The following is a 25379-nucleotide window of genomic DNA, read 5'->3' as shown; positions in this document are numbered from 1 at the left end:
GCGCCGACAGTCGTCCGCCCCCTCACGCGGCGCCGGCGGCCGTGGGCGGCGCGACCCGGCGCGCTGTGCGGCGCTCGCTGCGGCGCGCCGTGCGCTCGCGAGGGGGCGACGCGCCCGGGGTGCGCTCGGCCGCCGCGCGCAGCAGGGCGGCGCGGCGCTCGGCTTCTGCGACGTCGGAGCGGTGGACGGTGAGGGCGGCGAGCGGATCGGCGAACATGCTTCCACGTTCCTCCGCGCGGTGGTCGCGGCACATCGGGAGGACGCCGTATTCCCGCGTCGATCCGCGGGCCGGCGCGGATCTGAGGTACCTCAGGAGGCGATGTGCCCCCGCGCGGTGCGAAGACCATGCCCGCAGGTGGGATAGAGTGTTCTTCGCTGCCGCGCGCAGCAGCGGGGATGTAGCTCAATGGTAGAGCCCCAGTCTTCCAAACTGGTCACGCGAGTTCGATTCTCGTCATCCCCTCCACGTCCTCCCTCCTGGTGAGCGGGCCGGTCATCGTCGGCTAGACTTTCCGAGGCCGTTTCGCGTCCCCACGACGGGGATGTCCGCGGGGCGTAGCTCAGCTTGGTAGAGCGCCCGCTTTGGGAGCGGGAGGCCGCAGGTTCAAATCCTGTCGCCCCGACCAACGGCCCATCGACCTCAGCCCGCGCCGGTCATCGGCGCGGGGCCGTCACAAGGAGAAACGAACCAGCATGGTGAACAGCACCGTCGAGAAGCTGAGCCCGACGCGGGTCAAGCTGCACATCACGGTCAGCCCCGAGGACCTCAAGCCGAGCATCGAGCACGCGTACGAGCACATCGCCCGCGACGTCCAGGTGCCGGGCTTCCGCAAGGGCAAGGTTCCCGCTCCGATCATCGACCAGCGCGTCGGCCGCGGCGCCGTCATCGAGCACGCCGTCAACGAGGGCCTCGACACCTTCTTCCGCGCCGCCGTCGCCGAGAACGACGTGAAGATCCTCGGCCGCCCGCAGGCGGACATCGTGGAGTGGCCCAGCGACAAGGACTTCTCCGGCGACCTCGTGGTCGACGTCGAGGTCGACGTGCGCCCCGAGTTCGAGATCCCGTCGTTCGATGGCCTGACCGTCACGGTCGACGCCGTCGAGATCGACGACGCGAAGATCGACGAGGAGCTCGACACGCTGCGCGCCCGCTTCGGCACCCTCGTGCCCGTCGAGCGCCCCGCTGCGAAGGGCGACTTCGTCGAGCTGGATCTGGTGGCGAAGATCGACGACGCCGAGATCGACCGCGCAGAGGGCGTGTCGTACGAGGTCGGCTCCGGCGAGCTGCTCGAGGGCATCGACGAGGCCGTCGAGTCGCTCACGGCGGGCGAGGACACGACGTTCCGCTCCACGCTCGTCGGCGGCGAGCACGCCGGCGAGGAGGCCGAGGTCTCGGTCGTCGTGAAGGCCGTCAAGGAGCGCGAGCTGCCGGAGGCCGACGACGACTTCGCGCAGATGGCGAGCGAGTTCGACACGATCGCCGAGCTGCGCGACTCGCTCAAGGAGACGGCGGCCACGCGCGGCGCGTTCTCGCAGGGCTCCGCGGCGCGCGACAAGCTCGTCGAGCAGCTCATCGAGGCCGTGGAGATCCCCGTGCCCGCGAGCCTCATCGAGGACGAGGTGCACCGCCACCTCGAGCAGGAGAACCGGCTCGAGGACGACGAGCACCGCGCCGAGGTGACCGAGGCGAGCGAGAAGCAGTTCCGCACGCAGATCCTCTTCGACGCGATCGCCGAGCAGCTCGAGGTCCAGGTCTCGCAGGACGAGTTCACGCAGTACCTCATCCAGGCGTCCGGCCAGTACGGCATGTCCCCGCAGGACTTCATCCAGGCGCTGCAGCAGGGCAACCAGCTGCCCTCGCTCATGGGAGACGTCGCACGCAACAAGGCGATCGCGATCGTCCTGGGCAAGGCGACGGTCGTCGACACCGCCGGCAACCCGGTCGACGTGAGCGACTTCGCCGCCGTCGACGACGAGCCCGAGGCGGACGAGGTCGACGAGGTCGCCGCTGAGGAGGCTCCCGTCGAGGAGGCTCCCGTCGAGGAGGCTCCCGTCGAGGAGAAGCCGAAGAAGCGCGCGTCGCGCAAGAAGGCGGAGCCCGCCGCCGACGCGGAGTGATCAGCTAGAGCGTCCCGGAGGGGGCGGGTGCCGTCGTGGCACCCGCCCCCTCCGGCGTCTCCGGAGACCTCCGCGTTCGGGGAGCGTTCGATGCGCGGGCTCCGGGGGCGGCCATCCGCGCGAGCTGGTGACGGACCGAGGCCGCGGGCGACGGATCGACGGCGACGTCGGGCGGGCCGACCTCCCGCAGCACGCGCATCGAGCGACCGGGCACATCCATGCGCGCACCGGCCGCGAGCGGCACGGTCGCGGGCAGTGCCGCCGTGTCGAGCACGATCTCCCACCGTGCCGCGTACTCGTCCGGTGGGAGCGTGAACGCGACCGGCTCTGCGTCGGCGTTGAAGCAGATGAGGAAGTGCGCGTCGACGATGCGGCCACCGCGGGCGTCGCGGCCGGCGATGCCCTGTCCGTTCAGGAACATGCCGATGGAGCGGGCGTAGGCCGTCTCCCAGTCGTCCGCCGACATCGGCGCGCCGTCCGGTGTGAGCCATGCGACGTCGGGGAGCGGGTCGCCCTTCGCGCGGGGGACGGGGCGTCCGTCGAAGAACTGCACGCGACGGAAGACCGGATGGCGTCGACGTAGCTCCGAGACCGCGGCGGTGAAGGCGATGAGCGGCTCGTCGGCGGCTTCCCAGTGCACCCAGGTGAGCGGGGAGTCGTGCGCGTAGGCGTTGTTGTTGCCCTCCTGCGTGCGGCCGAGCTCGTCGCCGTGCAGGAGCATGGGCACCCCCTGGGAGAGGAGGAGCGTCGCGAGCAGGTTGCGCTGCTGGCGAGCCCGCACCTCGAGCACGCGAGGGTCGGCGGTCGGCCCCTCCGCGCCGTGGTTGGACGAGCGGTTGTGAGACTCGCCGTCGCGGCCGCCCTCGCCGTTGGCGTCGTTGTGCTTCGCGTCGTAGGAGACGAGGTCGGAGAGCGTGAAGCCGTCGTGCGCCGTGACGAAGTTGATGGAGGCGACGGGGCGCCGCGCCGACGTCTCGTACAGGTCTGCGGAGCCCGTGATCCGCGAGGCGAACTCGCCGAGCGTCGCGGGTTCGCCGCGCCAGAAGTCGCGCACGGTGTCGCGGTACGTGCCGTTCCACTCCGTCCACTGCGGCGGGAAGTTCCCGACCTGGTAGCCGCCCGGCCCGACATCCCACGGCTCGGCGATGAGCTTCACCTGCGAGACCACGGGGTCCTGCTGGACGAGCTCGAAGAAGCTCGACAGCCGGTCGACGTCGTAGAACTCGCGCGCGAGCGTCGAGGCGAGGTCGAAGCGGAAGCCGTCCACGTGCATCTCGGTCACCCAGTAGCGCAGCGAGTCCATGAGCAGCTGGAGCGCATGCGGGTTGCGCACGTTGAGGCTGTTCCCCGTCCCGGTGTAGTCCATGTAGTACTGCGGCGTCCCGTCGACGAGGCGGTAGTACGCGGCGTTGTCGATGCCCTTGAACGAGATCGTGGGCCCGAGGTGGTTGCCCTCGGCGGTGTGGTTGTAGACGACGTCGAGGATGACCTCGATGCCGGCCGCGTGCAGCGCGCGGACCATCCCCTTGAACTCCTGCACCTGCCCGCCGCGGTCGCCCGATGACGAGTACTCCGCGTGCGGCGCGAAGAACCCGATCGTGTTGTACCCCCAGTAGTTGCGGAGCCCCCGCTGGAGCAGGAGGTCGTCGTGGACGAACTGGTGCACGGGCATGAGCTCGACGGCCGTCACCCCGAGCCGCAGCAGGTGCGCGACGATCGCCGGGTGCGCGAGGGCGGCGTAGGTGCCGCGCTGCTCGTCGGGCACCTCGGGGTGGAGCCGGGTGAGGCCCTTCACATGCGCTTCGTAGATGAAGGTGCGCTCGTACGGGACGGCCGGCGGCCTGTCGTCGCGCCAGTCGAAGTAGGGGTTCACGACGACCGAGAGGAGCGTGTGCCCGGCCGAGTCGTCGAGGTTGCGGCGATCCGGGCGGTCGAACTCGTAGTCGTACAGCGAAGGATGCCCGTCCATGGCGCCCGAGAGCGCCTTCGCGTAGGGATCCACGAGGAGCTTCGCCGGATTGCACCGGAGCCCTCGCGACGGATCGTGAGGGCCGTGCACGCGGTACCCGTATCGCTGACCCGGCACGACCCCGGGAAGGTAGGCGTGCCAGACGTAGGCGTCGACCTCGCGCAGCTCGACGCGGGTCTCGCCGCCCCGGTCGTCGACGAGGCACAACTCGACGCGCTCGGCGACCTCGCTGAACAGCGCGAAGTTCGTGCCGTCGCCGTCGAACGACGCGCCGAGCGGATACGGCCGTCCGGGCCAGGTGAGCATGCCGCCTCCGTCCGCGCTCCCGGACGGCGCTCGGGCGGAGCCGCCTGCGGGATCCGCTCTGATGGCCCCACGCTAACGCCCCGCGACCGCCCGGCGGAAGGGGGAGGAGACGGGTGCTATGCCCAGGGCGAACACGGCCGGGACGCCGAAATCGCGCCGGTAGGGTCGATCTCGACGCATCACCGAAACGGAGTGATTTCATGGCCGAACCGCTGCTGGCACAGAGTGCCTTCGACAGGCTTCTCAAGGACCGCATCATCTGGCTGGGCTCGGAGGTGCGCGACGAGAACGCGAACGAGATCTGCGCCAAGATCCTCCTTCTCGCCGCGGAGGACTCCGAGAAGGACATCTACCTCTACATCAACTCGCCCGGCGGCTCGATCACGGCCGGCATGGCGATCTACGACACCATGCAGTTCGTCCCGAACGACATCGTGACGGTCGGCATCGGCATGGCGGCCTCGATGGGCCAGCTTCTGCTCACGAGCGGCACCAAGGGCAAGCGCTACATCACGCCCAACGCGCGCGTCCTCCTCCACCAGCCGCACGGAGGCTTCGGAGGAACCGCGAGCGACATCCAGACGCAGGCCGAGCTCATCGTGTCGATGAAGAACCGCCTCGCCGAGATCACGGCTGCGCAGACGGGCAAGAGCGTGGAGCAGATCAACGAGGACGGCGACCGGGACCGCTGGTTCACGGCCGAGGAGGCCCTCGAGTACGGCTTCGTCGACTTCATCCGCGAGCACGCGGCCGACGTGGCGGGCGCGGGCGGCACCGACCGCGACGCGAACTGAGGCGAGAGACAAGGACGACAGAGCAGATGAACACCCCGTACATCGCCGGCACGCCGCAGGGCTTCCAGGTCCCGTCGAGCCGCTACATCCTCCCGCAGTTCGAGGAGCGCACGGCCTACGGCTACAAGCGCCAGGACCCGTACAACAAGCTGTTCGAGGATCGAGTGATCTTCCTCGGCGTGCAGGTGGACGACGCCTCGGCCGACGACGTCATGGCGCAGCTCCTCGTGCTCGAGAGCCAGGACCCCGATCGCGACATCATCATGTACATCAACTCGCCCGGCGGCTCCTTCACCGCCATGACGGCGATCTACGACACGATGCAGTACATCTCGCCCCAGATCCAGACCGTCGTGCTGGGTCAGGCGGCGTCGGCCGCGGCCGTCCTGCTCGCGGCAGGCGCGCCGGGGAAGCGCCTCGCGCTGCCCAACGCGCGCGTGCTCATCCACCAGCCCGCCGTGGGCGAGTCGGGGCACGGCCAGGCCTCGGACATCGAGATCCAGGCCGCGGAGATCCTCCGCATGCGCACGTGGCTCGAGGAGACCCTCGCGAAGCACTCCAACAAGACGGTCGAGGAGGTCCACAAGGACATCGACCGAGACAAGATCCTCAGCGGATCGGAGGCCGTCGCGTACGGCCTCGTCGACCAGGTGCTCACGACGCGCAAGCGCACGCCGCTCGCGAAGTGACCCGCCCCGCGGACGCCCCGATGCACAGCGTGCACCGGGGCGTCCGCTTTCCGGCCGCGTCGGTCGCGGCCGGTGTCCGCGGGCTCGACTAGGCTCGGACACGACCCGCCCGGTATTCCATCCAGGAGGAGACGACCCATGGCACGCATCGGTGAGAGCGCCGACCTGTTCAAGTGCTCCTTCTGCGGCAAGAGCCAGAAGCAGGTGCAGCAGCTGATCGCCGGTCCCGGCGTGTACATCTGCGACGAGTGCGTCGAGCTCTGCAACGAGATCATCGAAGAGCGGATGGCCGAGTCGAGCGCGGACGGCGATGTCGCGGAGTTCGATCTGCCCAAGCCCCGCGAGATCTTCGGATTCCTCGAGGAGTACGTCATCGGGCAGGAGCCCGCCAAGCGCGCCCTCGCCGTCGCCGTCTACAACCACTACAAGCGCGTGCGCGCCCGCGGCGAGATCAAGCCGGCCGATCAGAAGGCCGAGGACGTCGAGATCGCCAAGAGCAACATCCTCATGCTCGGACCGACCGGCTCCGGAAAGACCTACCTGGCGCAGACGCTCGCGAAGCGCCTCAACGTGCCGTTCGCGGTCGCCGACGCGACGGCGCTGACGGAGGCGGGCTACGTCGGCGAGGACGTCGAGAACATCCTCCTCAAGCTCCTCCAGGCCGCCGACTTCGACGTCAAGCGCGCGGAGTCCGGCATCATCTACATCGACGAGATCGACAAGATCGCCCGGAAGGCGGAGAACCCCTCGATCACGCGCGACGTCTCGGGCGAGGGAGTGCAGCAGGCGCTCCTGAAGATCCTGGAGGGCACGGTCGCCTCCGTGCCGCCGCAGGGCGGACGCAAGCACCCCCATCAGGAGTTCATCCAGATCGACACGACGAACGTGCTGTTCATCGTCGCGGGCGCGTTCGCCGGCCTCGAGGACATCATCTCCGGGCGTGTCGGCCGTCACGGGGTCGGATTCGGCGCTCCGCTGCAGGACAAGCGCGACGAGGGCGGGCTGTTCTCGGAGGTCCTCCCGGAGGACCTCCACAAGTTCGGGCTCATCCCCGAGTTCATCGGCCGCCTCCCCGTCATCGCGTCCGTCGGCGCGCTCGATCAGGACGCGCTCATGGAGATCCTCACCGTCCCGCGGAACGCGCTCGTGAAGCAGTACCAGCGGATGTTCGAGCTCGACGGAGTCGACCTCGATTTCGAGGAGGATGCGCTCCGCGCCATCGCCGACCTCGCCGTCGGCCGCAAGACGGGCGCACGAGGGCTCAGGGCCATCCTCGAGGAGGTGCTCGGGCCGATCATGTTCGAGATCCCCTCCACGGACGATGTCGCGAAGGTCGTCGTCACGCGGGCCGCCGTGGAGGACGGCGCGGCGCCGACGGTCGTCCTGCGCCAGCGCAAGAAGAGCGCCTGAGTCGAGGAGAGGCCGGGGCTCGCCCCGGCCTCTCGTCTCAGGTCAGCCGACGAGGCCGCGCCGAGCCAGCAGCGGGGCGATGTCGGCATCGCGGCCCCGGAAGTCGCGGTAGGCCTCGAGGGGGTCCTTCGCGCCGCCGACCCCGAGCAGGCGGCTTCGGAAGCGATCGCCGTTGGCGCGCATGAGCCCGCCGTTCTCGCGGAACCACTCGACGGTGTCCGCGTCGAGCACCTCGGCCCAGATGTACGAGTAGTACCCGGCGCTGTAGCCGCCGGCGAACACGTGCTGGAAGTACGTCGACGAGTAGCGCGTCGGCACCGCCGGCTCGTCGAGGCCGATCTCGGCGAGGGCGGCGGCCTCGAACGCCGCGACGTCGGTGACGGCGGCCGCCTCGGCGGACGACAGCGAGTGCCAGGCCTGGTCGAGCCACGCGGCGGCGAGGTACTCGCTCGTCTCGAACCCCTGGTTGAACGCCTCGCTCGCGCGCAGACGCTCGACGACGTCGGCGGGCAGCGGCTCTCCTGTCTCGTGATGGACGGCGTAGGCGGCGAGGATCTCCGGCCAGAGGATCCACATCTCGTTCACCTGGCTGGGGAACTCGACGAAGTCCCGGTGGACCGCGGTTCCGGCGAAGTGAGGGTAGGTCACGTGCGCGAACAGCCCGTGCAGGGCGTGGCCGAACTCGTGGAACAGCGTCGTGACGTTGTCGAGCGTGAGGAGCGTGGGCTGCCCGGCACCGGGCTTGACGACGTTGAGGTTGTTCACGACGACGGGACGCGTGCCGCGCAGCTCGGACTGCGCGACGAGGGAGTTCATCCACGCGCCGCCGCGCTTCGTGTCCCGCGTGTACAGATCGAGCAGGTACAGACCCAGCGGTGCGTCGTCGGCGTCGATCACCTCGAAGGTGCGGACGTCGGGGTGATAGCCGGGGAGATCCGCCCGCTCGCGGAAGGTGAGCCCGTACAGCTCCTGCGCGGCGCGGAAGACGCCGTCCTGCAGCACCCGCTCCGCTTCGAACCACGGGCGCAGCGCCGCCGTGTCGATGTCGTACTCCGCCTGCCGGACCTTCTCCGTGAGGAACGCCCAGTCGTGGGCCTCGACGGACGCGTCGCCGGCGATCCGCTGGAGCGCCGCCTTCTCCCGTTGGGCGTTGCGCGCGGCGGGGGCGGCCAGCTCGCGCAGGAGCGTCTGCACGGCCTCGGGTGTTCCCGCCGTCTCGTCGCTCGTCACATAGGCGGCGTGCGACGCGTATCCGAGCAGCTCGGCGCGCTCGGCGCGCAGCCGGACGATCTCGCGCACGGTCTCGGAGTTGTCGTTCGCGTTGCCGCGATGCGCGCGGCTGCGGGATGCCTCGAGCAGCCGGCGACGGGCATCCCGCGATGTGAGCGACGCGAGGTAGGGGTGCCCCGTGAACAGGGTGAGGGTGACGACGTGCGTCCCGTCGAGTCCGCGCTCGCGGGCGGCGTCCGCCGCGGCGGAGAGCTCGCCCGCGCCGAGGCCGTCGAGCTCGGCGACGTCGTCGACCACGACCGCGAGGTCGTTGGTGTCGGCGAGGAGGTTCTTCTCGAAGCGGCTCGTGAGCACGGACAGGCGCGCGTTGAGCGCCGTGAGGCGCTCCTTCGCGGCGTCGTCGAGCGCCGCTCCCGCGTGCGCGGCCTCGATGTGGAGCCGCTCGACGAGCCGACGCTGCTCAGGCGTCAGGTCGAGCTCGTCGAGACGGTCGCGGATGGCCGTGATGCGAGCGAACAGCCGTCCGTCGAGTGCGATCGCGTCGGCGTGCGCGGACATGAGGGGCGCGAGCGTCTCCTCGATCTCCTGGATGGCCGACGTCGCGTCGGCGGAGTTCACGGTGTAGAAGGCGCGGGAGACGCGGTCGAGCAGATCGCCGGCGCGTTCGAGGGCCTCGACGGTGTTGGCGAACGTCGGCTCGTCCGGCGACGAGGCGATCTCCTCGATCTCGGCACGATGCTCCGCGAACGCCTGCGTGAACGCCGGAAGGTAGTGGCCCGGCTCGATGGCCGCGTAGTCGGGGATGCCGTACGGGAGCGGGGACGGAGCGAGCAGGGGGTTGAACGCGGTCGCATCGGTCATCCCGTCAGCCTATCCAGGCGAGGGATGCCCGATGCGATCGCGCGCCCGTGTCAGAAGCGCTCGACGGAGACCGAGCCGTCGGCGGCGAGCGAGAGCTCCCAGCCGGTGTCGAGCTCGACGATCGGGCGGCCCTCCAGCCACGTGAGCGTCCACGACCCGGTCGCGGCGGGGTCCGCCTCGACCTCGCGGATGGCCGTGCGGAGCTCCTCGGGCACGCGGGGCGGCGGGATCGTGCCCGCCGCCCAGCGTGTTCCGAGCTGCATCAGGCCTCCGGCGTCTCGACGAGCTCGATGCGCGTCACGGCGAGGGCGTCGCCATCCGCGATCTCGAGGTCGGCGATGCGGCCGACGGCGCGGAGGTCGTCGGCCGCGAGCCGGAGCGCGGCGGCCTTGTCGGCCGGCGCGGCGATGACGGCCGTCGCGACGGCGGTCTTCTGCGAGGCCTTCGCCTCCGTCTTCGCGCGGCGCACGCCGATGAGCGCCTCGCTCGCGACGGCGAGCACCGCCGGGTCTCCCTCCAGCCCAGCGGCCTCGGGCCATCCAGCCGTGTGCACGGAGCCCTCCTGGAACCACGACCACGACTCCTCGGCGGCGAACACGACCACGGGGGCGAGCAGCCGCAGCAGCGTCGAGAGCGCCGAGCGCAGGGCGACGGCGGCGGATGCGCCGGCGGCGCCGCCCGCGTAGGCGCGCTCCTTGACGAGCTCGAGGTAGTCGTCGCAGAACGTCCAGAAGAACGCCTCCGACACCTCGAGTGCGCGCGCATGGTCGTAGGCGTCGAGGGCCGCCGTCGCCTGCGCGATCACGCCGTCGAGCGTCGCGAGCATGGACAGGTCGAGGGGCTCGGTGACCTCGGCGCCCTCAGGGGCCTCGAAGCCGAGCACGAACTTCGCGGCGTTCAGCACCTTGATGGCGAGGCGGCGGCCGATCTTGATCTGCGTCGGGTTCTGCGGGTCGAACGCGGCGTCCGTGCCGAGGCGACTGGAGGCAGCCCAGTACCGCACCGCGTCGGAGCCGTGCTTCTCGAGGATGTCGGCGGGCGTGACGACGTTGCCCTTCGACTTCGACATCTTCTTGCGGTCGGGATCGACGATGAAGCCGGAGATCGCGGCGTGCGCCCACGGCGTTCGGTCGTCCTCGAGGGCGCTGCGGAGCAGCGTCGAGAAGAGCCACGTGCGGATGATGTCCTGCCCCTGGGGGCGCACGTCGAACGGCGCGACGAGGTCCCACAGCTCGGCGTCGCGTCGCCATCCGCCCGCGAGCTGCGGCGTGAGCGACGAGGTCGCCCACGTGTCGAAGACATCCGTCTCGGCCTCGAAGCCGTTCGCCGCGCCGCGCTGCTCCTCGGTGTATCCCGGGGGCACGTCGCTCGACGGGTCGACCGGGAGGGAGGCGGCGTCGGGCACGAGCACGCGGGAGTAGTCCCGCTCGCCGTTCTCGTCGAGCGCGTACCAGACCGGGATCGGCACGCCGAAGAAGCGCTGCCGCGAGACGAGCCAGTCGCCGGTGAGGCCGTTCACCCAGTTCTCGTAGCGCACGCGCATGAACTCCGGGTGCCAGTCGATCTGCGCTCCGAGCTCGAGCAGCTTGGCGCGCAGCTCGGTGTCGCGAGCGCCGTTGCGGATGTACCACTGGCGCGTCGAGACGATCTCGAGCGGGCGGTCGCCCTTCTCGAAGAACTTCACGGGATGCGTGAACGGCGCCGACACGTTCTCGAGCGCGCCGGCCTCGTCGAGGAGCTCGACCATCCGCTTCTTGGCGCTGAACACGGTCTTCCCGGCGAGTTCCGCGAACGCCGCTCGACCGGAGTCCGAGGTGATCGCCTCGGGCGCATCGGCGACGATGCGGCCGTCCTTGCCGATGATCGTGCGGTTGGGGAGGTCGAGCTCGCGCCACCAGATGATGTCGGTCACATCGCCGAAGGTGCAGATCATCGCGATGCCCGAGCCCTTGTCGGGCTGGGCGAGCGGGTGCGGGAGCACGGGGACCTCGACGCCGAAGACGGGCGTGGTCACGGTCGTCCCGAACACGGGGCGGTAGCGCTCGTCGTCGGGATGCGCGACGAGGGCGACGCACGCGGCGAGGAGCTCGGGACGCGTCGTCTCGATGCGGATGGCACCCGTGCCATCCGTCTTCGTGAACGCGAGCCGGTGGTAAGCGGCCTGCTGGTCGCGGTCCTCGAGCTCGGCCTGCGCGATGGCCGAGCGGAAGTCGACGTCCCACAGCGTGGGGGCGAGGTCCTGGTAGGCCTCGCCACGCTCGATGTTGTGGAGGAAGGCGAGCTGGCTCGTGCGGATGGTGTCGTCGGAGATCGTGCGGTACGTCTGCGTCCAGTCGACCGAGAGGCCGAGGGTGCGCCAGAGGTCCTCGAAGGTCTTCTCGTCCTCGACCGTGAGCTTCTCGCACAGCTCGATGAAGTTGCGGCGGCTGACGGGGATCTGGTCGGCGGCCTTGATCGACTTCGTCGTGCCCTCGAAGGGCGGCGTGAAGTCGGGGTCGTAGGGGAGCGACGGGTCGCAGCGCACGCCGTAGTAGTTCTGCACGCGGCGCTCGGTCGGCAGGCCGTTGTCGTCCCAGCCGATCGGGTAGAACACCGTCTTGCCGCGCATGCGCTCGAAGCGCGTCTTCACATCGGTGTGGGTGTACGAGAACACGTGGCCGATGTGGAGGCTGCCGCTCGCCGTCGGTGGCGGCGTGTCGACCGAGAAGACGCCCGAGCGGCCCTTCGCGCGGGCGGCGTCGCGGTCGAAGCGGTAGGTGCCGTCCTGCTCCCAGGTCTCACCCCACTTCGCCTCGAGTCCTTCGAGCACGGGCTTGTCGGGAATGGCCATGGTTCTCCTGACGTATATGCGGCACGGTGTCTGCGTGCCTGAGTGTGGATGTGCCGTCAGTCTACCGGGGCGGGTCGGGAGCGCCTGCGAGCCGGGCGGGGCTGTTCGCCGCGATTCGCGGCGACTGAAGCGGGTTTCGCCGCGTTTCGCGGCGACTGATCGCGCGTGGCCGCCAGGGTTGCCACGTTTCGCGGCGATCGTTTCGGGTTTCGCCGCGAATCGCGGCGACGGATGGGGTTATCCGCGGGCACCGGGCCCGCCGTGGAGCCCGTTGAGGCGTGCACAGACGTCGATCCTCCGCGCGGCGGCCGGCTCTCCTGTGGACGGCCCCTGGCGGCTTCCTCAAGGCGGACAGAGTCGAGGACATGTCACGTCGACCTGCTCCCCTTCCCGCACGCGTCGCCGGTCGCGCCTTTCGAGCGCGGGATGTGCCCGAGGCCTCGCCTGCGCGCTTGCGCGCGTCCGATCTGTGGATCCCGGCCCAGGGCATCCGCTTGCCCGTCGCGCGACGCGATGTCGTGAGCGTGTGTCGGGCCATCCTGCTCACGATGCCCACGTGCGCGACCTTCAGTCACTCAACCGCCGCGCAGCTCACGCCGCTCCCCGTGCCGATACGGCTCGCTGTCGAGGAACACGTCCACGTCACAACGCCTGTCGGGGTCCGTGCCCGGCGGGGGCGACGGATCAGGGGCCACGAGCGTGCGCTGCACGCCGATGACGTCACCGAACGAGCGGGTCTCCCCGTCACCTCGCCGGCACGCACGTTCTGCGATCTCGCCGACGACCTCACGCTCGCCGAACTCGTCGCCTTTGGAGATGCGGCCGCTCGCATCGTCGGCGTCGAGGCCATCCGTCGCGCTGTCGAGCGCGTTCCGGCGAGGCGACGCCCCGCCGTGCTTCAGCGCGCGCTGGAACTGCTCGATCTCGCCTCCGAGTCGCCGAAGGAATCGGAGCTGCGGGTGCTCCTCGTCTGCGCCGGGTTCGGGCCGCTCCGTTGCAACGTCGAGGTGCACGACGCGGCCGGAGGCTTCGTCGCGCGCGTGGACCTGGCTCTTGTCGACCTGAAGATCGCCATCGAGTACGAAGGCGATCATCACCGCGACAAGTCGCAGTGGCGCCGCGACCAGGCGCGTCGCCGGCGGCTCGAAGCTCTCGGATGGATCTACATCCCGGTCACACAGGCGGATCTCGATGATCCGCGCCGCCTGCTGAGCGACCTGCGGGCGGCGGTCGATCGCCGGTCCTGACATACGAGGTCCGCGCGGACCTGCTTCCAACTCTCGCCCCGATTCGCGGCGACGCTCCTCGGGGTGCGACCGACTCTCGCCCCGATTCGCGGCGACCGTCGAGGGTTTTGCCGCGATTCGCGGCGACGCTCCTCGGGGTGCGACCGACTCTCGCCCCGATTCGCGGCGACCGAAGCGGGTTTCGCCGCGATTCGCGGTGACTGAAGCCGGCTCCACCACGCCGCCCCTCGACACCACGCCGCCCCTCGACACCACGCCGCCCCTCGACACCACGCCGCCCCGCGACACCACGCCGCCCCTCGACACCACGCCGCCTCCCGCACTAGAGTGCTAGCATGCAAGCAAGCGACAAGGCGCAGTTCAACGTGTACCTGCCTCGCGATCTCGTCCGGGCGGTCAAGCACCGCGCGATCGACGAGAACGTGAGCCTGTCGGCGCTCGTCGAACGCGTCCTGCGCGCGGAGATCGAGAAGGGGGCGTCATGACGCGCATCACACCCATCCGGATGGTGGCCGACGTGGCCGAGAGCACGGCGTTCTACGCGCTGCTCGGCCTCGACGAGCGCACACAGGAGACGAGTCGCACGTGGGCATCGCTCACCGGGTCCGGCGGCGCCGTCGGACTGCACATCGCATCGGCGGACGAGAGCCGCGAGGTGTCGTTCCAGGTGACGGTCGACGACGGCGAGCTCGATGCCGTCCGCGCCCGTCTCGCCGCGCACGGTCACGCGCCCGGCGCCATCCTCGACGAGACGTTCGGGCGCTACTTCGAGGTCGCCGATCCCGACGGCTACGTCGTGCAGGTGAACGAGGCACCCGACGACCTGTCCCGGTCGTACGAGACGGAGCAATCGCGCGCGCTGCTCGACTGATCAGCCGCGGACGTCGATCCCCACCGCCGATGCGAAGGCGGGCGCGAGCGCGCGCACTTGATCCTCGGTCAGCGTCGCCCCGCGCAGCGCCAGCACGTCCAGGCACGCGGCGACATCGAGGCCCCTCAGATCGAGGTCGGCCGCCCGCATGCCGCGGGGGTCGAGCTCGTCGGTGCGCGAGCGCTCGAACGCGACCCGCGTCAGCTGCGCCTGCGGCAGATCCAGCGCGCGGATGGCGCAGTCGACGACGCGGACGTCCTCGGCCCGCGCGCCGGCGAGCGACAGGTAGTCGATGCGCACGTCGCGCAGCTCCAGTTCGGCGATCCGCGCGTCGGCGAGATCGAGCGTCCCGATGCGCCCTCCCGTGATCGCGACGCGGCGGATGGTCGTGTCGCGCCCGCGCACGGAGACGGCTCGGATGTCCGTCACCTCGACGTCGACGAGCGTCGCCCCTCGCAGGGCCAGCGTCTCGACGACGGGGGAGGGCACGGCGCACTCCTCGAGCGACGTGTGCTCGAGATCGACGTCGCCCGTCAGACCATCGAGACGCTGCCGGTGGAGATCGGCACGGGAGCGCGGTTCGCCGTCGTCGAGTCGTGCGGGCAGATCGGGCGCGCTCACGCGCGGCGCGATCGGGCGGTCCTGCTTCCTGGCCATCCTGCGAGCCTACGGCTCCCGCCCGTCGGCCGCCCCGCCCGCGCGGCTCCCGCCCGTCGGCCGCCCCGCCCGCGCGGCTCCCGCCCGTCGGCCGCCCCGCCCGCGCGGCTCCCGCCCCGCATGGACAGGCGCGCGGGCTGCGCATGCGCGGTAGGATGGTGCGCATCGGCACCGATCCGGCCATCACCGGGGAGCTCGCGGAAGAACGGGAACGCAAGGACCCCACTAGAACCGCGCGGGGCAGGCCCGTCACAGCCGCAGTGAGAGAGGCGCCGCGTGCGGCGCAACGCGGGGTGGTACCGCGGCCCTGCCGGGCGATCGGCAGCGGGTCGTCCTCGCAGTCCCTACGGAACTGCTGGAGTGAGATGACCTACCCGAAGTCCTCGTTCGGACCCGCCGCCGAGCCCCTCGTGCCGAGCCCGCGGTTCCCCGACGTCGAGCGCGACGTGCTCGCGTTCTGGGAGGCGGATGACACCTTCCGGGCGTCGATCGCGCAGCGCGACGGTGCAGAGGAGTGGGTGTTCTACGACGGCCCGCCCTTCGCGAACGGCCTGCCCCACTACGGCCATCTGCTCACGGGCTACGCGAAGGACCTCTTCCCGCGCTTCCAGACCATGCGCGGCAAGAAGGTCGACCGCGTGTTCGGCTGGGACACCCACGGCCTTCCGGCCGAGCTGGAGGCGATGAAGCAGCTCGGCATCACCGAGAAGGACGAGATCCTCGCGATGGGCGTGGACACGTTCAACGCGAAGGCTCGGGAGTCCGTGCTCGCCTACACGCGCGAGTGGCGCGACTACGTCACGCGTCAGGCGCGCTGGGTCGACTTCGACCGCGGGTACAAGACGCTCGACACGACCTTCATGGAGAGCGTCCTCTGGGCGTTCAAGAGCCTCTACGACAAGGGACTCGCCTACGAGGGCTATCGCGTGCTGCCCTACTGCTGGCGCGATCAGACCCCGCTCTCGACGCACGAGCTGCGCATGGACGACGACGTCTACAAGATGCGGCAGGACCCCTCCGTGACGGTCGCGTTCCCCCTCGCGGGGGAGAAGGCCGCCGCTCTCGGGCTGGAGGGCGTCCGCGCGCTCGCCTGGACGACGACCCCGTGGACGCTGCCGACCAACATGGCCCTCGCGGTGGGGCCGGCGATCGTCTATGCCGTCGTGCCCGCGGGGCCCGGCGGCATCTCGGAAGGCGCGGAGGGCGCCGAGTTCCTCCTCGCTGAGGAGCTCCTCGGGGGCCACGCGAAGGACCTCGGCTACGACGACGCGGATGCCGCGCGCGCGGCCGTCCGCACGCGCGTGACGGGGGAGGACCTGCGCGACGTCTCGTACGAGCGGCTGTGGGACTACTTCGCCGACGCGGAGGAGTGGGGGACGGCCGGTGCCTGGCGCATCCTCGTCGACGACTACGTGACGACGGGAGACGGCACGGGGGTCGTGCATCAGGCCCCCGCGTACGGCGAGGACGACAAGCGCCTGGCCGACGCCGCGGGCATCCCCACGATCGTGTCGCTGGGCGACGACGGCCGCTTCCTCGACATCGTCCCGGACGTCGCGGGGGAGCTGTGGCTCGACGCCAACACACCGCTCGTGCGCCTGCTGCGCCAGAGCGGCCGGCTCCTGCGCCTGCAGTCGTACGAGCACTCGTACCCGCACTGCTGGCGGTGCCGCAACCCGCTCATCTACAAGGCCGTGTCGAGCTGGTTCATCCGCGTCACGGAGGTCAAGGACCGCCTCGTCGAGCTCAACGAGCAGATCACGTGGGCTCCGGAGAACGTCAAGCACGGCCAGTTCGGCAAGTGGGTCGAGGGGGCGCGCGACTGGTCGATCAGCCGCAACCGGTTCTGGGGCTCGCCCATCCCGGTCTGGAAGTCGGACGACCCCAACCACCCGCGCGTGGACGCCTACGGCTCCCTCGAGGAGCTGGAGCGCGATTTCGGAGCGCTCCCGCGCAACGAGCGGGGCGAGGTCGATCTGCACCGCCCGTACATCGACGCGCTCACGCGGCCGAACCCCGACGATCCCACAGGGCGCAGCACCATGCGCCGCATCGAAGACGTCTTCGACGTCTGGTTCGACTCCGGCTCGATGCCGTTCGCGCAGGTGCACTACCCGTTCGAGAACAAGGACTGGTTCGACTCGCACTCGCCGGCCGATTTCATCGTCGAGTACATCGGGCAGACGCGCGGCTGGTTCTACGTCATGCACGTGCTCTCCGGCGCGCTCTTCGACCGCCCCGCCTTCACGGGCGTCTCGTGCCACGGCATCGTCCTCGGCAACGACGGGCAGAAGATGTCGAAGTCGCTCCGCAACTATCCCGACGTGTCGGAGGTGTTCGACCGCGACGGCTCCGACGCCATGCGATGGTTCCTGATGTCGTCGAGCGTGCTGCGCGGGGGCAACCTCGTCGTCACGGAGGAGGGGATCCGATCGGGCGTCCGGGAGTTCCTGCTGCCGCTGTGGAACTCGTGGTACTTCTTCGCGACGTACGCCAATGCCGCCGGCGCGGGCGCGGCTGGTGCGGGCTACGCCGCCGAGTGGCGCACCGACTCGCAGGATGTGCTCGACCGCTACATCCTCGCGCGCACGGGCGACCTCGTGCGCGACGTGGCCGCCGACCTCGAGCAGCTCGACTCGACGACCGCATCCGAGCGGCTGCGCGACTTCGCCGAGGTGCTCACCAACTGGTACATCCGCCGCTCGCGCGACCGGTTCTGGCAGGGCGTCACCGACGATCCGCGCAGCCGGGAGGCGTTCGACACGCTCTACACCGTCCTCGAGACCCTCACGCGCGTCGCCGCCCCCCTCATCCCGCTCGTGTCGGAGCGCGTGTGGCAGGGACTGACGGGCGGGCGCAGCGTGCATCTCGAGGAGTGGCCGGACGCCTCCGAGTTCGCCGAGGCCGTCGACATCCGGACGGCCATGGATGCCGTCCGGGAGGCGTCCAGCGTCGCCAACGCGCTGCGCAAGAAGGAGGGGCTGCGCGTGCGGCTGCCGCTCGCGCGCCTCACCGTGGTCACGTCGGACGCGGAGGCGCTCGCCCAGTTCGAGGACATCCTCCGGGACGAGCTCAACGTCAAATCGGTCGAGCTCGTCGACCTGCAGGACGACACCGCCGTGCGCTACGGCATCTCCCACCGGCTCACGGTGAATGCCCGTGCCGCGGGACCGCGCCTCGGCAAGCAGGTGCAGCACGTCATCAAGGCCGCCAAGGCGGGCCTGTGGACGGAGGAGAGCGGCGTCGTGACGGCCGACGGCATCGTGCTCGAGCCGGGGGAGTACGAGCTCGCGCTCGACACCTCCGGACGTCCGGAGGGCGAGGCGATCGCCACGCTGCCGTCGGGCGGATTCGTGCTCCTCGACACGGCGACGACCCCCGAGCTCGAGGCGGAGGGGCTCGCGCGCGACGTCATCCGCGCCGTGCAGGACACCCGCAAGGCCGCCGGCTTCGAGGTGAGCGACCGCATCCGTCTCACGCTGGCATTCGCGTCCGCGGATGACGCGGCCGCCGTGCGCGCGGCCTGGGACGCCGCGGACGTGGCCGGCGAGACCCTCGCGGTCGAGCACGCGCTCGTCGACGGCTCGGACGCCGGCGCCGGCGAGCACGTCGCGACGGTCGGGGCGGGGACCTACGCGAACGCGGGCGACATCGTCGTCTCCGTGACGCGCATCGGGAGTGCCGCATGAGCGCCCGCGAGCGTGCCGACGCCGTCTACGAGGCCCTGCTCGGGCGCGCGGGGGAGCAGTGGGTGGAGCCGCGCGTGGAGCGCGTCGGCCGCATCCTCGAACTGCTCGACGACCCGCAGCGCACCTACCGGGTCGTCCACCTGACGGGCACGAACGGCAAGACGTCCACGGCACGGATCGTCGAGAGCCTGATCCGGGCGCATGGGCTGAGGACGGGGCTCTTCACGAGCCCGCATCTCACCCGCTTCACCGAGCGCATCCTCATCGACGGCGAGCCCATCGGCGACGACGCGATCGCGGACGCATGGGAGGAGATCGAGCCGTTCGTCGGCATCGTGGATGCCGAGCTCGAGTCGCGGGGGGATGCCCGGCTGACCTTCTTCGAGCTCCTCACGGTGCTCGCGTTCACCGCGTGCGCCGACGCTCCGGTCGACGTCCTCGTCCTCGAGGTGGGGATGGGCGGGAGCTGGGATTCGACCAACACGGCGGACGGCGACGTCGCGGTGTTCACCCCCATCGACCTCGACCACGTGTCGCGCCTGGGTTCGACGATCTCCGAGATCGCGGAGGTCAAGGCCGGCATCATCAAGCCAGGCGCCGCCGTCGTCGCGGCGGCGCAGCATCCCGACGCCGAGCGCGTGCTGCGCCGTGTCGCCGCGGAGAAGGGCGCGGGCATCGCGTTCGAGGGGGCCGAGTTCGCGCTCACGGACGACCGGCTCGCCGTGGGAGGACAGCTCATCTCCGTGCGCGGCCTCGCGGGCGTGTACGACGAGGAGTACCTGCCGCTGTACGGCCGTCATCAGGGCCAGAACGCCGCGGTCGCGATCGCGGCCGTGGAGGCGCTCATCGGCGACGGCCGTCAGCCGATCGCGGGCGGCATCGTCACGGAGGCTCTCGCGCAGGTCACCTCTCCCGGGCGCCTGCAGCTCGTCGGCGTGGAGCCCACGGTCGTGGTGGACGCCGCGCACAACCCTCACGGCGCCCGCGCGCTCGCGGCTGCGCTGGAGGATTCCTTCGACTTCGACGAGTGGGGGATCGTGCTCGGGGTCCTCGACGACAAGGACGCGGCGGGCATCGTGGCGGCCCTGGCTCCCGTCGCCGCGCACGTGTTCGCCACGGCTCCCTCGTCCGACCGCGCGGCCGACGTCGACCGCCTCGCCGATCTCGTCGAGGCGGCAGGCCTGCGTGCGACCGTGCACCCCGGCCTGTACGACGCGGCCGAGGCCGCACGCGCGTGGGCGCAGCAGGGCGACAAGCGCGCGGTCGCGATCGTGGGCTCCGTCGTTCTCGCCGGCGAGGCGGTCGCCCTCGCCGAGGAGGACGAGTGGAAGCCGGCGGCCGGCGCATGACGTCGCCCGCGCCCCGTCCGCGCCGACCCCGCGGGCTGCCCGAGAAGGCGGGGTCGGTCGTGCTCGCGTTCGAGGCGATCATCGTCTTCCTCGCCGGCCTCGCCGTATACGGCCTGCGCGCGCTCCCCGAGGGCGTCGCGCCGTGGTGGGCGATCGTCGCCGGTGCCGTCGTCGCCGTGCTCATGATCGCGCTGAGCGGACTGCTCCGGCACCGGTGGGCGATCGCCCTCGGCTGGGTGCTCCAGGTCGTCACGGCGCTCGGCGCGATCCTCGTCCCCGCGATCCTCCTCGTGACCCTCGTGTTCGGCGGCATGTGGGCGTATGCGACGATCGGTGGGGCGCGCATCGAGCGCCGGCTCGCCGCTCAGCGGGACGCCGACGCCGCCTGACCCCTCCTTCGACAGAAAGGCAGTTCCATGGCCACCGAAGAGACCCTCGTCCTCGTCAAGCCCGACGGCGTCGCCCGCGGCCTCACCGGCGCGATCCTCGCGCGCATCGAGGCGAAGGGCTACTCGCTCGTCGACCTCAAGCTCGTCGAGCCGAGCCGCGACCTGCTCGCGCGGCACTACGCCGAGCACGAGGGCAAGCCGTTCTACGAGCCGCTCCTGGAGTTCATGCTGTCGGGGCCCGTCGTCGCGATCCGCGTCGCCGGCAACCGCGTCATCGAGGGCTTCCGCTCGCTCGCCGGCACGACCGACCCGACGACGGCCGCGCCCGGGACCATCCGCGGCGACCTCGGTCGCGACTGGGGGGTCGCCGTCCAGCAGAACCTCGTCCACGGCTCCGACAGCCCCGAGTCGGCGGAGCGCGAGCTCGCGATCTGGTTCGCCTGACGTCGGACGACGGGGCGCCCGGCCGCGGCCGGGCGCCGCGTCGTCTCTCTGCGGCGGTCTCTCAGAACAGGTACGACAGCACGTCGAGCCGCAGCTGGGCCGCCACTGCGATCGCGACGTAGCTCAGCACGGCGAGCAGGGGCAGCCATCCCATGAGGGCGTCCGCGCTGGACCGGACGCGAGCGGGCAGCGGGAGCGCGCCGATGCGGATGCTGTGCAGCAGGACGGCGTAGAACGACGGGATGGTCACGACCCACGTCACCATGCACCAGGGGCAGAGCGTTCCGATCACGAAGATGCTCTGCACGATGAGGAAGCAGACGAGACCGAAGGCGAACGTCATGCCGAGGGTGAACAGCGCCCAGAACCACCGGGAGAAGCGCGCGCCCGCGAGCACGGCCATCCCCACGACGACGGGCGCCATCCAGCCCGCCACGCCGAGCAGCGGGTTCGGGAACCCGAACACGGCTCCCTGCCAGGAGTCGAGGTTGCGTGCGCACTGCACGAGCACGTTGAAATCGCAGCCGAGCGCCGCGCCCGGGTTCTCCAGCACGTGCAGCTTCTCGAGGGTGAGCGAGAAGGCGGCCCACCATCCCACGGCACCGGCGAGGACGAGCCAGACGGCGAGGGCAGTGGGGCGGGAACGGGTCTCCGGCATGCCCGGATTATCGCATCGGGCGCTGGAGCGCGCTCCCAGCGGAGCCTGCCTGGGCACGATGATCCCCGATCCGCGGCGCGGGATGAGATAATGGCCGGAACGCGCATGTCGACGGCGTCGGGATCGCGTGGAGTGACAAGACTTCGGGGCAACGGCTGCCCCGCGCGGCCAGAGCGGAATCGCCGGTCGCAAACCGATGGAGTTCGCGGTCGCGCAGTGTGCGACCGCATGAGGATCTCGGGCGGATGTCCGCCCCGCAGGGAGTGCGCCAGCGATGGCTGAAGTGAACAACGACACAGACGGAACGCTCGACACCGTGGCAGACGCCGCAGACGAGGCGGCGGAGACGACGACGAGCGGGGCACCGGCCGACCTCGTCGAGCAGGCGGAGACCGCAGCCGCGGATGACGCTCCGCAGGCGGAGACGCCTGCGGATGACGCTCCTCAGGCGGAGACGCCTGCTGACGACGCCCCGCAGGCGGAGACGTCTGCAGACGACGCCCCGCAGGCCGACGAAGCCGCGGCGGCAGACAGCACGCCCGCCGACGAACCGGACGCGGAGCCCGTGACGGCCGTCTCGCTCGGTCTCCTGCCGGCGGAGTTCGTGTCGCAGGTGACGACGGCGCTGCACTTCTACGCCCCCGAGTTCGTCGCGCTCCCGGCGCTCCCCGAGCCCGAGGCGGACGAGCAGGTCGGCGGCCGCTCGTCGTCGTCACGGCGCCGCCGGCGTCGCGGGGGAGAGCCCGCCGAGGACGCCCCCCAGGAGGAGCGGCGCCGTCAGCGTGTCGTCGAGGTCATCACAGAGCCGCAGCGCATCAAGGGCTCGACCCGCCTCGAGGCGAAGAAGCAGCGCCGTCGGGATGGCAGGGAAGCCGGCCGGCGCCGTCCCGTCGTGACCGAGGCGGAGTTCCTCGCGCGCCGGGAGGCCGTCGACCGCCAGATGATCGTGCGCTCGAAGAACGGCCGCATCCAGATCGCCGTCCTCGAGGACGACGTGCTCGTCGAGCACTACGTCGCGCGCAACCAGGACGCGTCGCTCATCGGCAACGTCTACCTGGGGCGTGTGCAGAACGTGCTCCCCAGCATGGAGGCGGCGTTCGTCGACATCGGGCGCGGACGCAACGCGGTGCTCTACTCCGGCGAGGTGGACTGGGACGCCGTCGAGACGGGCAACCAGCCGCGCCGTATCGAGCTCGCGCTCAAGCAGGGCGACCGCGTGCTCGTGCAGGTCACGAAGGACCCCGTCGGCCACAAGGGTGCGCGGCTCACGAGCCAGATCTCGCTTCCCGGCCGCTACCTCGTCTACGTGCCGGGCGGTGCCATGAACGGCATCTCGCGGAAGCTGCCGGACACCGAGCGGGCACGCCTCAAGAAGATCCTCAAGGAGGTGCTGCCCGAGTCCTCGGGCGTCATCGTCCGGACCGCGGCGGAGGGCGCCACGGAGGAGCAGCTCACCCGCGACGTCAACCGACTCACGGCGCAGTGGGCGCACATCACCGAGCTCGTGCAGAAGGGCAGCGCGCCGGCGCTCCTCCACAGCGAGCCCGACCTGCTCGTCAAGATCATCCGCGACGTCTTCAACGAGGACTTCACGAAGCTCCTCATCCAGGGAGACGAGGCTCAGCGCACCATCGTCGACTACCTCACGGGGGTCGCGCCCGACCTCCTGGACCGCGTCGCGCACTACGAGGGCGAGGGCGATCCCTTCGACGACTTCCGCATCACGGAGCAGATCGAGAAGGCGCTCGACCGCAAGGTATGGCTGCCGTCGGGCGGATCGCTCGTCATCGACCGCACGGAGGCGATGACGGTCGTCGACGTCAACACGGGGAAGTTCGTCGGCTCCGGCGGCAACCTCGAGGAGACCGTCACGAAGAACAACCTCGAGGCGGCCGAGGAGATCGTGCGCCAGCTGCGTCTGCGCGACATCGGCGGGATCATCGTCGTCGACTTCATCGACATGGTGCTCGAGTCGAACCGCGACCTCGTGCTGCGCCGCCTCGTCGAGTGCCTGAGCCGCGATCGCACGAAGCACCAGGTCGCCGAGGTCACCTCTCTCGGCCTCGTGCAGATGACCCGCAAGAAGCTCGGGCTCGGTCTCCTCGAGACGTTCAGCGAGGCGTGCGAGGTGTGCGCCGGCCGTGGGGTCATCGTGCACCACGACCCCGTCGTCAAGCACCGGCCCGCCGGCGGCTCGAACGGCGGCGGCTCGAACGGCGGCGGACGCCGCGGGCGCGGGTCGAACCCCGCCCCTGCCCAGCCGGTCCAGCCCTCGCAGCCCGCTCACGTCATCACCGACGGGGTGAAGTCCGCTCTCGCTCAGATCGCCGCGTCGACGATCGCGAAGCACGAGCACGAGCACGAGCACGAGCCCGCGGTCGATGCGCCGCCGGCGGTCGTCGAGGCGCCGAAGGACCTCCTCGACATCGCGCTGCCGGAGGGGCCGCGGACGAAGGCGCCTGCCGAGGACCGAGAGCGTCCCCGTCGGCCGCGCAAGAAGCGGTCCGTCGAGAAGCCCGCATCGGTGGCTCCCGCGTCGGAGGCCGCGCACCTGCTCGACTCCGTGCTCGACGCGCTGCCCGAGCCCAAGGCGCCCGGGCAGGGACGCGCGCGGCGGCGCGTGACGACGGCCGCCCTTCCCGGCACCGCGGTGCCGGTCACCCCGTCGGCGGACTGACGGCCGCGTGCCCGCGCCGCCTATCGGCGGTCGCGGGCGCGCACCCTCAGACCGGATGCGATGAGGGCGCGCGTCAGCTCATGCGCGCTGACACGACGTGCGCCGGCCGCGGCGAGGCGGTCGACCATGTCGTCGGGGACGTCGTAGTGATCCAGGTCGAAGGCGCGCGGCGGCACACCGTGCGCGAGCGCGAACGCGTGCAGCTCGTCGAGGCTCTCGTCGCTCACGAGGTGCGCCCACAGTCTGCCGTGCGCCGGCCACTGGGCCGTGTCCACGAGGATCGTCACGGTGCACCAGCCTACGGCGCGACACACCCGACGCGCCGCACGACCGCTTTTGCCGGATACGCATCCGATCGGGTAATGTATTCGTTTGGTGCGTCCCCTGTCGCGCGCTCTCCCACTGGCGGCGCGACGAAAGTCTTGCCCGAGACGCACCTCGCACATCCGGTGCGATCCGCAAGCGAAGTCTTCCCGTGAGATTCGGAAGCCGCACGGCTTCCCCAATGAAACAGGTATGAACGTGGTTTACGCAGTTGTTCGCGCCGGTGGCCGGCAGGAGAAGGTCGAGGTCGGGACCATCGTGACGCTCGACCGCCTCAAGGCTGCCGAGGGTGAGACGATCGAGCTGCCCGCCGTCCTCTTCGTCGACGGCGACGCCGTGACGACCGACGCCGCGAAGCTGGCGAAGGTCAAGGTCACCGCCGAGGTCCTCGGCGACCTCCGCGGCCCGAAGATCGTCATCCAGAAGTTCAAGAACAAGACCGGCTACAAGAAGCGCCAGGGACACCGTCAGGACCTGACGCGCGTCAAGGTCACCGGCATCAAGTAAGCGGAAGAGGCTCAGACATGGCACACAAGAAGGGCGCAAGCTCCACCCGCAACGGCCGCGACTCGAACGCGCAGCGCCTCGGCGTCAAGCGCTTCGGCGGTCAGACCGTCAACGCCGGCGAGATCCTCGTCCGCCAGCGCGGCACGCACTTCCACCCCGGCGCCAACGTCGGCCGTGGCGGCGACGACACGCTGTTCGCGCTCGCGGCCGGTGCCGTCGAGTTCGGCACCAAGGGCGGCCGCAAGGTCGTCAACATCGTCGCCGGCGAGTAATCGCGCGGCACGCACAGCATCCGGACGGGGCGGGCTTCGGCCCGCCCCGTCCTTTCGTTACACCCACCCGTCCGCGCAGGCGGCGAGA

Annotated in this window: 22 protein-coding genes and 2 tRNA genes; 16 read left to right on the top strand and 8 right to left on the bottom strand. The window is 70.7% G+C overall.

Translation table 11 applies throughout. The features are described 5' to 3' along the window. Positions 1–22 precede the first annotated feature (22 nt). Positions 23–217, bottom strand: coding sequence for a hypothetical protein (locus ACWGPF_RS08315; RefSeq protein WP_452332374.1), 195 nt, complete (start codon positions 215–217; stop codon positions 23–25). Between the two features lie 175 nt (positions 218–392). Here ACWGPF_RS08315 and ACWGPF_RS08310 point away from each other — a divergent pair. The 3 genes from ACWGPF_RS08310 to tig all read left to right on the top strand — a co-directional run bounded on the left by ACWGPF_RS08310 (position 393) and on the right by tig (position 2118). Further along, a tRNA-Gly gene (locus ACWGPF_RS08310) sits at positions 393–466 on the top strand. An 83-nt stretch (positions 467–549) separates the two neighbouring features. Continuing rightward, a tRNA-Pro gene (locus ACWGPF_RS08305) sits at positions 550–626 on the top strand. Between the two features lie 67 nt (positions 627–693). Then, positions 694–2118 (top strand): trigger factor, encoded by a 1425-nt coding sequence (gene tig, locus ACWGPF_RS08300; protein WP_452332373.1) that lies wholly within the window; start codon positions 694–696, stop codon positions 2116–2118. Between the two features lie 4 nt (positions 2119–2122). Here the strand turns inward: tig and glgX are convergent, their stop codons facing one another. Continuing rightward, positions 2123–4393: a glycogen debranching protein GlgX gene (gene glgX / locus ACWGPF_RS08295; protein ID WP_452332372.1), complete on the bottom strand. Its 2271-nt coding sequence runs from the start codon at positions 4391–4393 to the stop codon at positions 2123–2125. A 200-nt stretch (positions 4394–4593) separates the two neighbouring features. Here glgX and ACWGPF_RS08290 point away from each other — a divergent pair, with 200 nt between their 5' ends. The 3 genes from ACWGPF_RS08290 (at position 4594) to clpX (ending at position 7286) form a co-directional block, all read left to right on the top strand. Further along, positions 4594–5187 (top strand): ATP-dependent Clp protease proteolytic subunit, encoded by a 594-nt coding sequence (locus ACWGPF_RS08290; protein ID WP_345435848.1) that lies wholly within the window; start codon positions 4594–4596, stop codon positions 5185–5187. Between the two features lie 26 nt (positions 5188–5213). Next, entirely contained in the window at positions 5214–5876 is a 663-nt protein-coding gene (locus ACWGPF_RS08285) for an ATP-dependent Clp protease proteolytic subunit (RefSeq protein ID WP_345435846.1), read from the top strand. Between the two features lie 138 nt (positions 5877–6014). Continuing rightward, positions 6015–7286 (top strand): ATP-dependent Clp protease ATP-binding subunit ClpX, encoded by a 1272-nt coding sequence (gene clpX, locus ACWGPF_RS08280; RefSeq protein ID WP_452332371.1) that lies wholly within the window; start codon positions 6015–6017, stop codon positions 7284–7286. 42 nt (positions 7287–7328) lie between these two features. Here clpX and ACWGPF_RS08275 read toward each other — a convergent pair whose 3' ends face one another. The 3 genes from ACWGPF_RS08275 to valS are packed head-to-tail and all read right to left on the bottom strand — an operon-like array spanning position 7329 to position 12207. Then, positions 7329–9377 (bottom strand): M3 family metallopeptidase, encoded by a 2049-nt coding sequence (locus ACWGPF_RS08275; protein ID WP_452332370.1) that lies wholly within the window; start codon positions 9375–9377, stop codon positions 7329–7331. Positions 9378–9427: 50 nt separating this feature from the next. After that, positions 9428–9640, bottom strand: coding sequence for a hypothetical protein (locus ACWGPF_RS08270; RefSeq protein WP_452332369.1), 213 nt, complete (start codon positions 9638–9640; stop codon positions 9428–9430). Then, positions 9640–12207: a valine--tRNA ligase gene (valS, locus tag ACWGPF_RS08265; RefSeq protein ID WP_452332368.1), complete on the bottom strand. Its 2568-nt coding sequence runs from the start codon at positions 12205–12207 to the stop codon at positions 9640–9642. Before valS ends, ACWGPF_RS08270 begins: the two co-directional genes overlap by 1 nt. A 452-nt stretch (positions 12208–12659) precedes the next feature. Between valS and ACWGPF_RS08260 the strand changes: the two genes are divergently transcribed. The 3 genes from ACWGPF_RS08260 (at position 12660) to ACWGPF_RS08250 (ending at position 14325) form a co-directional block, all read left to right on the top strand. After that, complete coding sequence (locus ACWGPF_RS08260) at positions 12660–13454, top strand: hypothetical protein (protein WP_452332367.1); 795 nt, start codon at positions 12660–12662, stop codon at positions 13452–13454. Positions 13455–13789: 335 nt separating this feature from the next. Beyond that, a complete protein-coding gene (locus tag ACWGPF_RS08255) occupies positions 13790–13939 on the top strand; it encodes a ribbon-helix-helix protein, CopG family (RefSeq protein WP_452332366.1) in 150 nt (49 codons plus the stop codon). After that, positions 13936–14325, top strand: a complete 390-nt coding sequence (locus tag ACWGPF_RS08250; RefSeq protein WP_452332365.1) for a VOC family protein — start codon at positions 13936–13938, stop codon at positions 14323–14325. The genes ACWGPF_RS08255 and ACWGPF_RS08250 overlap by 4 nt, the downstream gene beginning before the upstream one ends. Here ACWGPF_RS08250 and ACWGPF_RS08245 read toward each other — a convergent pair whose 3' ends face one another. Beyond that, complete coding sequence (locus tag ACWGPF_RS08245; RefSeq protein WP_452332364.1) at positions 14326–14982, bottom strand: pentapeptide repeat-containing protein; 657 nt, start codon at positions 14980–14982, stop codon at positions 14326–14328. It lies immediately after the preceding gene. Between the two features lie 365 nt (positions 14983–15347). Here ACWGPF_RS08245 and ileS point away from each other — a divergent pair, with 365 nt between their 5' ends. From ileS to ndk, 4 genes are read left to right on the top strand one after another with little or no spacing between them, the layout of a single operon-like run. Then, positions 15348–18671, top strand: a complete 3324-nt coding sequence (ileS, locus tag ACWGPF_RS08240) for an isoleucine--tRNA ligase (RefSeq protein WP_452332363.1) — start codon at positions 15348–15350, stop codon at positions 18669–18671. Beyond that, entirely contained in the window at positions 18668–20020 is a 1353-nt protein-coding gene (locus ACWGPF_RS08235) for a bifunctional folylpolyglutamate synthase/dihydrofolate synthase (protein ID WP_452332362.1), read from the top strand. Before ileS ends, ACWGPF_RS08235 begins: the two co-directional genes overlap by 4 nt. Further along, positions 20017–20409: a DUF4233 domain-containing protein gene (locus ACWGPF_RS08230; protein WP_452332361.1), complete on the top strand. Its 393-nt coding sequence runs from the start codon at positions 20017–20019 to the stop codon at positions 20407–20409. Before ACWGPF_RS08235 ends, ACWGPF_RS08230 begins: the two co-directional genes overlap by 4 nt. 27 nt (positions 20410–20436) lie before the next feature. Next, a complete protein-coding gene (ndk, locus tag ACWGPF_RS08225; protein WP_345435824.1) occupies positions 20437–20853 on the top strand; it encodes a nucleoside-diphosphate kinase in 417 nt (138 codons plus the stop codon). 61 nt (positions 20854–20914) lie between these two features. On the opposite strand, the gene ACWGPF_RS08220 is transcribed toward ndk, so the two are convergent. Further along, positions 20915–21511, bottom strand: a complete 597-nt coding sequence (locus ACWGPF_RS08220; protein ID WP_452332360.1) for a vitamin K epoxide reductase family protein — start codon at positions 21509–21511, stop codon at positions 20915–20917. A 274-nt stretch (positions 21512–21785) separates the two neighbouring features. Here ACWGPF_RS08220 and ACWGPF_RS08215 point away from each other — a divergent pair, with 274 nt between their 5' ends. Continuing rightward, on the top strand, positions 21786–24188 hold the full coding sequence (locus ACWGPF_RS08215; protein ID WP_452332359.1) for an Rne/Rng family ribonuclease: 2403 nt from the start codon (positions 21786–21788) through the stop codon (positions 24186–24188). Between the two features lie 20 nt (positions 24189–24208). On the opposite strand, the gene ACWGPF_RS08210 is transcribed toward ACWGPF_RS08215, so the two are convergent. Next, positions 24209–24475, bottom strand: coding sequence for a DUF4031 domain-containing protein (locus ACWGPF_RS08210; RefSeq protein WP_345435817.1), 267 nt, complete (start codon positions 24473–24475; stop codon positions 24209–24211). Between the two features lie 235 nt (positions 24476–24710). Here ACWGPF_RS08210 and rplU point away from each other — a divergent pair, with 235 nt between their 5' ends. Continuing rightward, entirely contained in the window at positions 24711–25019 is a 309-nt protein-coding gene (gene rplU / locus ACWGPF_RS08205) for a 50S ribosomal protein L21 (protein ID WP_345436910.1), read from the top strand. 17 nt (positions 25020–25036) lie between these two features. Then, positions 25037–25291, top strand: a complete 255-nt coding sequence (rpmA, locus tag ACWGPF_RS08200; protein ID WP_271172004.1) for a 50S ribosomal protein L27 — start codon at positions 25037–25039, stop codon at positions 25289–25291. The last annotated feature ends 88 nt before the right edge of the window (positions 25292–25379 follow it).

This window comes from Microbacterium sp. NPDC055683 (assembly GCF_053617895.1).
Note: the sequence above shows the minus strand (reverse complement) of the source record. Positions and strands in the feature narration are given on the sequence as shown.